Below are 13,214 nucleotides of genomic sequence, written 5' to 3' on the forward strand. Positions count from 1 at the left end.
TAGTTAATTTTAGAATCTAAATTAGTAACTATGAAATCATTATTCTCATTTCTATTGGTTGTCGTTTCAATTTCATTTGGGTTTTCGCAAGAAACTACATCGGTAGCTAAAGAAACCAAATTCGATAAAAAGCAATTTCTTAAAGAATTATCTGAAAATGCTTGCAAATGTATTGACTCAATTTCTACCTATAATAAAATTGCCGATTCTGTCTCATCAGAAATTCACAAATGCATTGACAAGCAAGTTGGAGCTTATCAAATGGGAACTAAATTAGCCTCAATAGGAAATTTAGATGAAGTTAAAGAGGGAAATGATGGAAAAAAATCGATGAATATAACAATCAATGTTAATCCAAATTCTAAAGAATACAAACAATATTATTATGAAATAGAGAAACATTTAATGGTAAATTGTACTGTAATTAAAAGTAAAATAGGGTCAAACGATGTTATCTCTGAAAGATCTCGATCTAATAATTCTGAAGCTATTAAATATTATAATTTAGGGCTTGATGAATCGCAAAAAGAAAATTATGAAAAAGCTATAGAATATTATAGGAAAGCAGTGGTTTTTGATCCAAATTTTGCTTTTGCTTACGACAACATTGGCATTTGTAGTAGAAAACTAAATAAATATGATGATGCCATTGATGCGTACGAAAAATCTCTAAAAATTGATCCAAACGGATTGACACCATTGCAAAATATTGCTATTGCATACATTTATAAGAAAGAATATAAAAAAGGCATAAAAGCTTATGAAAAATTAGCCAAATTAGATTCTAAAAATCCCGAAGTTTATTATGGCATTGGAAATATTTATGCTCAATATTTATTCGAATATGAAAAAGCACTAGAAAATTTATGTCAGGCATATACTATTTATATAGCTCAAAAATCACCTTATAGAACAGATGCCGAAACGCTAATTAATGTAGTTTATGTAGCATTGAAAAAAGATGGAAAAGAAAAAGTTTTCAATGAAATTTTAGAAAAATATCATATCTCACAAAACTAGAAAACAAAAAATTCATTGTTACATTAAAACTCTATTTTATCAATAATTTTATTTTTCTTAATATCGGATGGGTTAAAAATTTGGATTATCCGATATTAAAAGTATCTTTGTGCTATTATGTGGAACATTAATACAAATTATAGAGAAGAATTACAATCAACATTCGATAGATTGTATGATAAAATGGCTGTTTTAAAAAAAAGCAGACCATTACCTAACATTGCTTTACAAAAAATTAAAGAATCATTATCTATAGAATGGACTTACAATTCCAACAGTATAGAGGGAAATACATTGACACTTCAAGAAACACAAATGGTTTTGCAAGAAGGAATTACCGTAAAAGGAAAATCACTTCGAGAACATTTTGAAGCCAAAAATCACGAGAAAGCCATCAATTATTTATTTTCAATTGTTGATGATAGTTATGAAATTAGAGCTATCGATATACTTTCAATTCATAGTTTAGTTTTAAACATGATTGAAGAAGATTTCGCTGGACGGATCAGAAATGGCGGCGTGAGAATTTCTGGAGCCAATTTTGTTCCACCAAATGCCAATAAAGTTTCCGATTTACTTGATGAATTAATTGATTTTGTGAATACTAATCCATTGCAGTTAAACGACCTAGAATTGGCAACAATTTTTCATCACAAATTTGTATGGATTCATCCATTCTTTGATGGAAATGGAAGAACTGTTAGATTGGCAATGAATTTATTATTAATGCGAAAAGGTTTTCCACCTGCAATTATTTTATCAAATGATAGAAAAAAATATTACGATGCATTAAACCAAGCCAATAATGGAAATTATCAAAAATTGATGTTGTTGATGTGTCAAGCACAAGAACGAACCTTAAATATTTATCTAAGTTCGTTGCCCGATAATGACTATGATTTTCAGGAAATTTCCAATATTGTTAGCGAACCCAATTCGCCTTATGGTCAAGAATACATAAGTTTATTGGCGCGTCAAGGAAAAATTGATGCACACAAAGAAGGCAGAAATTGGTACACAACAAAAAAAGCCATTGAAGATTATATAGAAAATCGTCAAAGGAAGAGAATTATTTAATTCAACTCCGACAGAATTTTTAACGCTGTCGGAGTTTTATCTTTTACTTCGTTTTCTCGCCAACAAAGTAATCGTTACTACTCTTAAACAAAACATTAAAAGTGGTTAAACTACCGTAACATCTGGTAATGTATTGTTGCATTTCAATTTTTTCGGCTTCTTCAAGATTGCTTGAGTTTATTTTTTGTTCCAAAACTCTTAATCGGTCACGAACCATAGTTATTTTGTGAAAGAACGTATCAATAGGCACTTCTTTATTTTGAGTAGGTGTTCCTGGTTCCATTATCAATTTTCCACCTTTCCATTTATCGGCAATTGCTACTACTTGAGTAACGTCTGACCAACGTTGCAAAAGGTTTTTTAGTGTTTTCTCTACTTCATAAAAACTTACCGAATCTACTTCGCCATCAACTGCATCTATTACTTCAAATTCGCTGTCAATATCAATAGTTTCCAATCCACTTTCAATAAAAGTAACCCAATAATGTTTGGAAGTGACATTTGTTACAACTCCTGCTCCAAATTCTGAATGTTTAATTCGAGAACCAATTCCTAATATATTCATGAAATTATTTTTTTTCAAATATAAATAATTTGGAGAAATTTGAACCATTAAGGAATTAAGAAAATTAAGTTTCATCACTTAATGAAACTTAATTCATTAATGGTTTATAAAAATAGAAATCAATTTTGAATAAAATCTTTAACAAATTCTTCTAATCTGACTAACTGAAATTTACTCACAAAATCGTACTTTTGCAATTGGCATTTTTTTAATGCTTTTTACATTATAAAACAATACAAAAATACAATTTCTAAAATGTTAGAAAACGATAATACGATTGAAGTTATTGGCGCTCGCGTTCACAATCTTAAAAATATAGACATTTCCATTCCGAGAGAAAAACTGGTAGTAATTACCGGACTTTCTGGCTCAGGAAAATCATCTTTGGCTTTCGATACGATTTATGCCGAAGGTCAACGTCGTTATATTGAAACTTTTTCGGCCTATGCACGTCAGTTTCTTGGCGGACTAGAACGTCCAGATGTTGATAAAATTGACGGACTTTCGCCAGTAATTGCAATCGAACAAAAAACAACAAGCAAATCGCCACGGTCAACTGTTGGAACCATTACTGAAATTTATGATTTCTTGCGATTGCTATATGCTCGTGCTGCCGACGCTTACAGTTACAATACTGGAGAAAAAATGGTTTCGTATTCTGATGATCAGATAAAAGATTTGATTAAAGAGAATTTTACTGGTAAACGAATCAATGTTTTGGCGCCAATTATTCGTGCTAGGAAAGGTCATTATGCCGAATTATTTCAACAAATTGCCAAACAAGGTTTTGTAAAAGTGCGTGTAAACGGAAAAATTACCGACATCACAACCGGCATGAAACTCGATCGTTACAAAACCCATGATATTGAAATTGTAATTGATCGATTACAAGTCGAAAACGATGAAGATACCGATAAAAGATTAGCAGAAAGCATCAAAACTGCCATGTATCACGGAGAAAATGTGATGATGGTTATTGAGCATGAAAGCGATGATGTGCGTTTTTTCAGTAGAACTTTGATGTGTCCAACGACTGGAATATCCTATCAAAATCCGGAACCCAATTTATTCTCGTTCAATTCACCAAAAGGTGCGTGCGAACACTGTAACGGTTTGGGAATTGTAAACGAAATCAACAGAAAAAAGATAATTCCGAATCCAAAATTGTCCATCAATAAAGGTGGATTTGCTCCGCTTGGCGAATATAAATCTTCTTGGATGTTCAAGCAATTGGAAATCATCGGAGAAAAATATGGCTTTAAATTAACAGATTCCATCGAATCAATTTCGGATGAAGCCATGGAAATGATTTTGAATGGTGGAAACGAAAAATTCTCAGTAGTTTCAAAAACTGCTGGTGTTACCAAAGAATACAAAATTGAATTTGAAGGAATTTCTAAATTCATAAAAAACCAATTTGACGAAAGTGGTTCAAGTTCCATAAAACGTTGGGCGAAAGAATTTATGGACGAAATTAATTGTCCAGTTTGCGAAGGTTCTAGATTGAAAAAAGAATCACTTTTTTTTAAAATTGACAATCAGAATATTGCTGAATTATCGGCTATGGATATATCAGAATTGACGGTTTGGTTTAAAGGGTTACCATCAAAACTATCTGAAAAACAAACTACAATTGCAACTGAAATTTTAAAGGAAATTAATGACCGTTTGCAATTTTTATTGGATGTTGGACTGAATTATCTATCGTTAAGCCGAAGTTCCAAATCGCTTTCTGGTGGTGAAGCGCAACGTATTAGATTGGCAACACAAATTGGTTCGCAACTGGTTGGAGTTCTTTATATTTTGGACGAACCAAGTATCGGATTGCATCAGCGAGACAACGAAAGATTGATAAATTCCTTGAAAAATCTTCGTGATATTGGCAACTCGGTTTTGGTTGTAGAACATGATAAAGATATGATTGAATGTGCCGATTATGTGATTGATATTGGACCGAAAGCAGGAAAATTTGGTGGAAACATCATCAGCAAAGGAACGCCAAAAGAGTTGTTGAAAGAAACAACAATTACAGCGCAATATATGAACGGCACGATGAAATTTGACATTCCGAAAACGCGTCGTGAAGGCAACGGAAAATCGATAAAATTATCTGGCGCAAGCGGAAATAATCTTAAAAATGTTTCAGTAGAATTTCCGTTAGGAAAACTAATTTGTGTCACCGGAGTTTCAGGAAGCGGAAAATCGACCTTGATTAACGAAACGCTCTACCCTATTTTAAACGCACACATTTACAACGGTGTAAAAAAACCGCAACCTTTCAAAAAAATTGAAGGTTTAGAACATATTGATAAAGTAATTGACATCGATCAAAGTCCGATTGGAAGAACACCACGTTCCAATCCTGCGACTTACACTGATATTTTTAGTGAAGTTAGAAATCTTTTCACCATGACGCCAGAAGCCATGATTCGTGGTTACAAAGCTGGACGTTTTAGTTTTAATGTAAAAGGCGGACGATGTGAAACCTGTGAAGGTTCTGGAGTTAGAACAATTGAAATGAGTTTCTTACCCGATGTTTATGTAGAATGTGAAACTTGTCTTGGAAAACGTTTTAACCGTGAAACATTGGAAATTCGATTCAAAGGAAAATCAATTTCTGATATTTTGAATATGACGATTGATGAAGCGGTTCCGTTTTTTGAAAATATTCCTAAAATTCAGCGAAAAGTGCAAACTTTACAAGATGTTGGTTTGGGATACATTACTCTTGGTCAGCAAAGTACAACACTTTCTGGTGGCGAAGCGCAACGTATAAAATTATCCGCAGAATTATCTAAAAAAGATACCGGAAATACGTTTTACATTATGGATGAACCTACAACTGGTTTGCATTTTGAAGACATTCGGGTTTTGATGGAGGTAATAAATAGATTGGTTGACAAAGGAAATACGGTGTTAATTATTGAGCACAACCTGGACGTTATTAAACTTGCGGATTATATTATTGACGTTGGTTTGGAAGGCGGAAAAGGCGGTGGCGAAATTATCTGTAAAGGAACTCCAGAAGAAATTGTTAAGAATAAGAAAAGTTATACTGCTCAGTTTTTGAAGAAAGAATTGAATAATTAATTTTAGATATATGGAAAATAATAATTCATTAGCGATATTTGAAAATAAAGAAATAAGAAGGAGTTATGTTGAAGAAACTGAAACTTGGTTTTTCTCATTAGTTGACATTATTGGAGCGTTAACTGATTCTGTTAATCCAACAGATTATTTAAAGAAAATTAGAAAAAGAGATTCTGAACTCGGTAACTACATAGGGACAAATTGTCCCCAGATAGCAATGTTGACAAATGGAAAAAACAGGAAGACTTTAGCTGGAGATGTAAAAGATATTTTACGTGTTGTGCAATCCATTCCATCACCAAAAGCGGAACCTTTTAAACAATGGCTAGCAAAAGTTGGTTACGAAAGAATTCAGGAAATTCAAGATCCAGCGCAAAGTATTGACCGAGCAAGAGAAAACTGGAAATAACACGGAAGAAGTGAAAAATGGATTCAGCAACGCATGATGGGTCAAGAAACTAGAAACAAGTTAACCGATTATTGGAAAGATGCTGGAATTGAAGAAAAGAAGGATTTTGCACTTTTAACAAATATCATTCATCAGGAATGGACAGGATTGAGTGTGAAAAAACATAAAGAAGCGAAAGGCCTAAAATCTCAAAATCTTCGTGATCATATGAGTGAAGCTGAATTAATTTTTACTGCTTTGGCAGAATTATCCACAAGACAAATTACAGAAAAGGATGAAGCTAAAGGATTGATTGAAAATGCATAAGCAAGTCAAAAAGGCGGAAATGTTGCTAAAAATGCCAGAATTGAATTAGAACAAAATACAGGAAAAAGTGTTGTTACAGGAGAAAATTTTCTGGCACCAAAAAAATAAGTACTTTAGCATGCTTTTTTTCTAGCCCAGATAGCAATGGAAATCCTTTTATTTTTTTCTTTAAAAAATAAAAGATTACCTCACTAAAGGTTTATCTCATTCAGAGTTCAGTGAACTACGTTTGTAATGGATAGCTGACCCGAGCGCAGCGAATTGACGAAGTAAAATAGCTCCAAAAAAAACTAAAAAATTATAAAATACAGAATATGAAATTTGAAGAATTTGCAAACGAAGACGATTTAATAAAAGATAAATTACAACAAAAAACTTGGAACGAAATACGAAGTAACGACTCGTGGGGAATTTTCAAAATCATGTCTGAATTCGTAAATGGTTACGAATCAATGGCTAGAATTGGACCTTGCGTTTCTATATTTGGATCGGCACGAACTAAACCAGACAATAAATATTACTTGTTGGCAGAAAAAATTGCGTTCAAAATCAGTAAAGCTGGTTATGGAGTTATAACTGGTGGCGGACCAGGAATTATGGAAGCTGGAAACAAAGGCGCACATACTGGTGGCGGAACTTCGGTAGGTTTAAACATTGAATTACCGTTTGAACAACATTATAATCCATACATCGATAAGGATAAAAACTTAAATTTCGATTACTTTTTTGTGCGTAAAGTAATGTTTATCAAGTACTCACAAGGTTTTGTGGTAATGCCTGGAGGTTTTGGAACTTTGGACGAAATGTTTGAAGCAATTACTTTAATTCAAACTAAGAAAATTGGTAAATTCCCAATTATTTTGGTTGGCTCTCATTACTGGTCAGGATTGATGGATTGGGTTAAAAACGTAATGATTGCAGAAGAAAAAAATGCCAATATTGAAGATTTGAATTTAATCAAAATTGTTGATACCGAAGATGAAGTGGTTGAAGCTTTGGATAATTTCTACAAAAAATATAATTTAAGTCCGAATTTTTAATTTGCTTAAACCACAAAAGACACAAAAGAAAATTAATAACTTTTGTGTCTTTTGTGGTTAATTATTTTCAAAAAGATGTTTTTCAACTCCTTTCATTTCGTTATTTTTCTGCCCATAGTTTTTATACTGTATTGGTTTGTATTCAATAAATCGAAAAATTATCAAAACTATTTACTAATTATAGCAAGCTATTATTTCTATTCTTGTTGGAATTGGAGGTTTTTATTTCTATTGGTTTTTTCTACTTTATTAGATTACTTTTCGGCCATTCAAATAGAAAACAGCAGCAATGACAGACTCAGAAAAATGTGGCTTTGGCTTTGTATTTCAATCAATTTAGGATTTCTTGGCGTTTTCAAATACTACAACTTTTTTGCTTCATCGTTTGCCGAATTATTGCAATCGTTTGGAGTTACTGCAAGTCCAATTTTATTGGAATTAATTTTACCTATTGGAATATCCTTTTACACCTTTCACGGATTATCGTACATCATCGACATTTATTACAAACGCATAAAATCGGAGAAAAACTTCATTGATTATTCGTTGTTTGTGAGCTATTTTCCTTTATTAGTTGCTGGCCCAATTGAACGTGCAACGCATCTTTTGCCACAAGTTAAAGTAAAAAGAGAATTCAATTTAGAAAAAGCCAAAGAAGGAATTTATCAAATAATTTGGGGTTTGGTGAAGAAAATTGTCATTGCCGATTCCTGCGCTGTTTATGCCAATGAGATTTTTAATCATTATCCTACAATGAACTCTTTGTCGTTAGTTTTAGGTGCGATTTATTTTGCATTTCAAATCTATGGAGACTTTTCGGGTTATTCAGATATTGCTCTTGGAACATCTAAATTATTCGGAATTGATTTGCTAAAAAACTTCAATTATCCCTATTTTTCTAGAGATATTGCCGAGTTTTGGAGACGTTGGCACATTTCACTTTCGTTATGGTTTCGTGATTATTTATACATTCCGCTTGGCGGCAGCAAAGGTAATAAATTGTTCCAAATTAGAAATACGTTCATCATCTTTTTAGTAAGCGGATTTTGGCATGGAGCAAATTTTACTTACGTCGCTTGGGGTTTCATAAACGCATTATATTTTCTACCACTTTTGGTGTTAAACCGAAACAGAAAAAATGTAGACGATTTCTCGTTAGGACTTAATTTTGAATCCATTAGAACAGTTATAAACATCTTAATGACTTTTTCAATTACGTGTTTTGCTTGGATATTTTTCAGATCCAAAACCATTCACGACGCCACAGGTTACATCAAAAGAATGTTTGAAAACCACGATTTTTCATGGCAATATTTCAGTATTGATCGGTACAGTTATGAGTTAATTTCGCTCGTAGTCATTTTCATTTTTGTAGAATGGAACAACCGTCATAAAATCGAACCTATTTCGGGTAAATACAGTTGGTTAAAATTAGCACTTTGTTTAGCAGCAATTTTAGCTTTGGGCGTTTTTTCAGATTATAAAGAATTTATTTATTTCCAATTCTAATGAAGAAGTTTATACAATTTATCGGAAAAATTTTAGTGCTTTTCATTTTGACTTTAGTACTTCTTGACGCACTTTACACTTTGGTATATAAACAATCTAGCGAACGTACAAAGATTGATTATTTGTACAATTCTAAAGACCAAAATTATGATGTAGTTTTCCTTGGTTCATCAAGAGTTAACAATCATTTTGTACCTCAAATATTTAAAGACAACGGCTACAAAACGTTTAATTTCGGGTTGACACGCTCTCGATTGGAAGAATCGGCTTTGATGTTAAAACTAATGGTGGAACGAAACTACAAAATCAAAAATCTAATTCTTCAAGTAGATTTAAACATCAATACCAACGATCACTCCGAAGCCATTCGTTCCTTATTTATGCCTTATATTCATCAATCGGAAACTATCCGAAATCATTACAAAAACATTGATGAATACAATGAATTATTGTACATTCCGTTTTATAGATATATGAATTATGATGCTCGAATTGGGTTTAGAGAAATGTATCAAACAGCCATTCACAAAAAAACGAATGCTTTAGACAACGACGGTTTTTATCCATTAATGACTGACGAAAGACCAATGGTTGCTGCAGATTTATCAAAGTATTACCCTAAACGAAACAAAGGTTACGAAGAAATAAAAGCCATTTGCAAAAAAAATCACATCAACTTGATTGCACTAACGACTCCTATTTGTATGGAAACGATTAACAGAGAATATTTTGATAAAATAAAACTTATTTATCCTGAAATTCGTAGCTTTGAAAATGCAGTAACCGACGACAAATATTTTTCAACCTGTGGACACATGAATAAAGATGGCGCCATTGAGTTTACAAAAATTGTCTTTAAAGCCTATTTTAAACCAAAAAGCTAATTGAAAAAAATAACCTACATCCTTTTCATCTTTTCTGTTCATTGCTTTGCACAACATCATTCAAAACTGATTGTTGAAGTAAACAACGAAAAGAAAACGCTGAATATTTATCAAGAATTAACCTATTTTAATCAAACCAACGACACGCTATCAAGTATTGTTTTAAACGATTGGAACAATGCCTATTCTGATAAAAATACACCTTTAGGAAAACGATTTTCTGATGAATTTGTGCGTAGTTTTCATTTGGCTTCCGAAAAAGAACGAGGCAACACAAATACCATTACAATAATTGATGATTCCAAATCATTACTGTCGTGGAATCGTCCTGATGGTTTTCCTGATTTGGTAGCATTTCAATTGAAAAATAAATTATTACCAGGTCAAAAAACAACGTTTGTTCTCTCCTATTTTGTGAAAATTCCGGATGATAAATTTACTAAATACGGTTTCAATTCTAACGAAGAAATGGCTTTAAAAAATTGGTTTTTAACACCTTCTCGTTATGAAAATAAAAAGTTTATCACTTATAGCAATCTCAATATTGACGATGTTCCAAACGCATTAACCGATATTGATTTACAAATTACAACTAATGCTAATTTTCAAGTAATTAGTGATTTAGTTTTAGATAAAAAAGAAAATTCAACCACTACTTTTTCGGGTAAAAACCAGCTTTATGTTAATTTGTACATTATTAAAAAACCTACTTTTTTAAGTTTTAAAACTAGTCAATTGGAGGTAACAACTAACATCGAAGACAAGAAAGTTGACGATATTAACAAAGCTATAATTGTAGATAAAATTGTTAATTATGTAGGTGATAATTTAGGTACTTATCCCAAATCTAAAATTACGGTTTCCCAACTAGATTATGAGCAAAATCCGTTTTATGGATTGAACCAATTACCTTCATTTATTAGTCCGTTTCCAGATAATTTTATCTATGAATTGAAGTTTTTAAAAACGTATTTAAACAATTATTTAAAATCGACTTTACAACTTGATTCTCGAAAAGACAATTGGATTTATGATGCCATTCAAGTCTATTATATGATGAAATACATAGACGAGAATTATCCCAATTACAAAATGATGGGTTCTATTGCAAAGTTGCGATTGGTGCGCGGTTACAATTTGGTTTCGCTAGATTTTAATGAGCAATACAGCTATTTTTACATGTTAATGGCTCGTAAAAATCTAGACCAACCGCTTGGTAATCCCAAAAATACGTTGATAAAATTTAATGAAAAAATTGCTTCCAAATACAGAGCTGGTTTAAGTTTTAGATATTTATCAGATTATATTGGCGAACAAAACCTGAAAGAAAGTGTTACCCAATTTGTAGCATATTCAACTAAAAATCAAAGTGATATTTCTAAATTTGAAACCATTATTCAAAATCATTCTGTAAAAAATACCGATTGGTTTTTCAATACCATAATCAATTCTAGAAAAATTATAGATTATAAATTTGATGAAGTTACTAAAACCAACGACAGCGTTTCTTTTAATTTAAAAAATAAAACTGGCGTTAATGTTCCAATTCCAATTTATGGAATTAAGAACAAACAAATTGTTTTTAAACAATGGATTAACGAAGTAAAAGAAGACAGTATTTATACTTTTAAGCGATTTGATGCTGATAAAATTGTCATTAATTATCAAAATATCGTTCCAGAATACAATCAAAGAAACAATTGGAAATCGCTAAAACCAATTAGATTAAGTAATAAACCAATCAAATTTAATTTTCTAAAAGATTTAGAAGATCCTTTTTACAATCAAATTATTTATTTGCCTACGCTAGAATATAACTTCTATGATGGATTTATTCCTGGTATTAACTTTCACAACAAGACCATTTTAGACAAGCCATTCACCTTTGATATAAACCCATCTTATTCTACAAAATCCAACAATTTATCAGGAAGTTTTTCATTGGGTGTAAATCAATACAATCGTGACAGTAATCCATATTATATAAAATATGGTTTTAGCGGAAGTACTTTTCATTATGCGCCAGATGCGTATTATCAAAAGATAAATCCATATATTATTTTTAAGTTTAGAGAAAATGATTTTAGAAACAATCAAGGAAAAAGTCTTGTGCTAAGACAAGTTTATGTCAATAGAGATCCAAGTAGTTTTGTAAAAAACACATTTGAAGGCAATTATTCCATTTTTAATGCTCGATTTGCAAGTGGAAAAACTGAAATCACTAAGTCTTTTAGTTATTCTACCGATTTACAAATTTCATCTAAATTTGGAAAAACATCTGGAAACATCAATTTTAGACGCCTTTTTGATGATAATCGTCAAGTTAATCTACGTTTTTATGCCGGTATTTTTCTTTATAACAGAACCAATTCCAATTACTTTAGCTTTGCTTTAGACCGACCTTCCGATTATTTATTTGATTATAATTATTTGGGAAGATCGGAAAGCACCGGAATTTTTAGCCAACAATACATTCAGGCAGAAGGCGGATTTAAATCAAAATTAAGTAATCCCTATTCTAATCAATGGATGACAACCTTTAATGGAAGTTTCAATATTTGGAATTGGATTGAAGTATATAGTGATTTTGGATTGATGAAAAATAAACAACAAGACGCGCGTTTTGTTTATGATAACGGAATCCGTTTGAATCTAGTAACCGATTATTTCGAATTGTATTTTCCAGTATATTCTAACAATGGATGGGAAGTTTCGCAACCAAAATATGCCGAGAAAATACGATTTATTATAGCATTTAGTCCAAAATCGTTATTAGGATTATTTACTCGAAAATGGTTTTAATCCTCAAATAAAGAGTAGTTTTATTGATGATTTGATTTATTATTATTACCTTTTATAAATAAATCATATTCAAAAGCTATTTTAAGGCAGTTTAATTATCAATAATTAAATTATATTTTTTTCATAGAATTATAATTATTACTACTTTTTCATTAAATTTGTTTCATTAAGAAATTCCATTTCAGATATGACCGAAACACAAACCAAAGTCGAAATTACTTTTGAAGATTTTAAATCCGAAGTTCTAACCGATTATAAAATAGCCACTATTAGCCGTGAATGTAGCCTTCTAGGACGACGTGAAGTCCTTACTGGTAAAGCAAAATTTGGTATTTTTGGCGACGGAAAAGAAGTACCGCAATTAGCATTAGCCAAAGCTTTTAAAAATGGTGATTTCCGTTCGGGATATTATCGCGACCAAACTTTTATGATGGCAATTGGCGCAATGAATATCGAGCAATTCTTTGCAGGATTGTATGGTCATACCGACATTAATTTTGATCCAATGAGCG

The 13,214-nt window shown here is 31.6% G+C and carries 10 protein-coding genes and 1 pseudogene; 10 read left to right on the top strand and 1 reads right to left on the bottom strand.

What is annotated here, in order from left to right; all coding sequences use genetic code 11:
- The first annotated feature begins 30 nt into the window (after nt 1-30).
- Nucleotides 31-1,020, top strand: coding sequence for a tetratricopeptide repeat protein (locus ACH2CG_RS09315; protein ID WP_395064471.1), 990 nt, complete (start codon nt 31-33; stop codon nt 1,018-1,020).
- Between the two features lie 117 nt (nt 1,021-1,137).
- Complete coding sequence (locus ACH2CG_RS09320; protein ID WP_395064473.1) at nt 1,138-2,097, top strand: Fic family protein; 960 nt, start codon at nt 1,138-1,140, stop codon at nt 2,095-2,097.
- A 43-nt stretch (nt 2,098-2,140) separates the two neighbouring features.
- Here the strand turns inward: ACH2CG_RS09320 and ACH2CG_RS09325 are convergent, their stop codons facing one another.
- Complete coding sequence (locus tag ACH2CG_RS09325) at nt 2,141-2,662, bottom strand: hypothetical protein (RefSeq protein WP_395064475.1); 522 nt, start codon at nt 2,660-2,662, stop codon at nt 2,141-2,143.
- Between the two features lie 255 nt (nt 2,663-2,917).
- On the opposite strand from ACH2CG_RS09325, the gene uvrA reads away from it, so the two are divergent.
- From uvrA to ACH2CG_RS09365, 8 genes and pseudogenes are all read left to right on the top strand, one after another.
- Nucleotides 2,918-5,752, top strand: a complete 2,835-nt coding sequence (gene uvrA, locus ACH2CG_RS09330; protein ID WP_395064477.1) for an excinuclease ABC subunit UvrA — start codon at nt 2,918-2,920, stop codon at nt 5,750-5,752.
- Nucleotides 5,753-5,762: 10 nt separating this feature from the next.
- Entirely contained in the window at nt 5,763-6,161 is a 399-nt protein-coding gene (locus ACH2CG_RS09335) for a BRO family protein (protein ID WP_395064479.1), read from the top strand.
- Nucleotides 6,162-6,194: 33 nt separating this feature from the next.
- Nucleotides 6,195-6,467, top strand: coding sequence for a hypothetical protein (locus ACH2CG_RS09340; protein WP_395064481.1), 273 nt, complete (start codon nt 6,195-6,197; stop codon nt 6,465-6,467).
- Between the two features lie 314 nt (nt 6,468-6,781).
- Nucleotides 6,782-7,507 carry a TIGR00730 family Rossman fold protein gene (locus ACH2CG_RS09345; RefSeq protein WP_395064483.1) on the top strand — a complete coding sequence of 242 codons (726 nt, stop codon included), beginning with the start codon at nt 6,782-6,784 and terminating at the stop codon, nt 7,505-7,507.
- 75 nt (nt 7,508-7,582) lie between these two features.
- Entirely contained in the window at nt 7,583-9,016 is a 1,434-nt protein-coding gene (locus tag ACH2CG_RS09350) for an MBOAT family O-acyltransferase (RefSeq protein ID WP_395064485.1), read from the top strand.
- On the top strand, nt 9,016-9,900 hold the full coding sequence (locus ACH2CG_RS09355; protein ID WP_395064487.1) for a hypothetical protein: 885 nt from the start codon (nt 9,016-9,018) through the stop codon (nt 9,898-9,900). The genes ACH2CG_RS09350 and ACH2CG_RS09355 overlap by 1 nt, the downstream gene beginning before the upstream one ends.
- A complete protein-coding gene (locus ACH2CG_RS09360; protein WP_395064489.1) occupies nt 9,901-12,702 on the top strand; it encodes an aminopeptidase in 2,802 nt (933 codons plus the stop codon).
- Nucleotides 12,703-12,889: 187 nt separating this feature from the next.
- Nucleotides 12,890-13,214: pseudogene (locus ACH2CG_RS09365) on the top strand (transketolase); the annotation flags it as partial.

The organism is Flavobacterium sp., assembly GCF_043778725.1.
Classification (GTDB): domain Bacteria; phylum Bacteroidota; class Bacteroidia; order Flavobacteriales; family Flavobacteriaceae; genus Flavobacterium.

Coding starts and splice junctions, on each gene's coding strand:
- ACH2CG_RS09315 (WP_395064471.1), top strand. CDS start 31: ATGAAATCATTATTCTCATTTCTATTGGTTGTCGTTTCAATTTCATTT.
- ACH2CG_RS09320 (WP_395064473.1), top strand. CDS start 1,138: ATGTGGAACATTAATACAAATTATAGAGAAGAATTACAATCAACATTC.
- ACH2CG_RS09325 (WP_395064475.1), bottom strand. CDS start 2,662: ATGAATATATTAGGAATTGGTTCTCGAATTAAACATTCAGAATTTGGA.
- uvrA (WP_395064477.1), top strand. CDS start 2,918: ATGTTAGAAAACGATAATACGATTGAAGTTATTGGCGCTCGCGTTCAC.
- ACH2CG_RS09335 (WP_395064479.1), top strand. CDS start 5,763: ATGGAAAATAATAATTCATTAGCGATATTTGAAAATAAAGAAATAAGA.
- ACH2CG_RS09340 (WP_395064481.1), top strand. CDS start 6,195: ATGATGGGTCAAGAAACTAGAAACAAGTTAACCGATTATTGGAAAGAT.
- ACH2CG_RS09345 (WP_395064483.1), top strand. CDS start 6,782: ATGAAATTTGAAGAATTTGCAAACGAAGACGATTTAATAAAAGATAAA.
- ACH2CG_RS09350 (WP_395064485.1), top strand. CDS start 7,583: ATGTTTTTCAACTCCTTTCATTTCGTTATTTTTCTGCCCATAGTTTTT.
- ACH2CG_RS09355 (WP_395064487.1), top strand. CDS start 9,016: ATGAAGAAGTTTATACAATTTATCGGAAAAATTTTAGTGCTTTTCATT.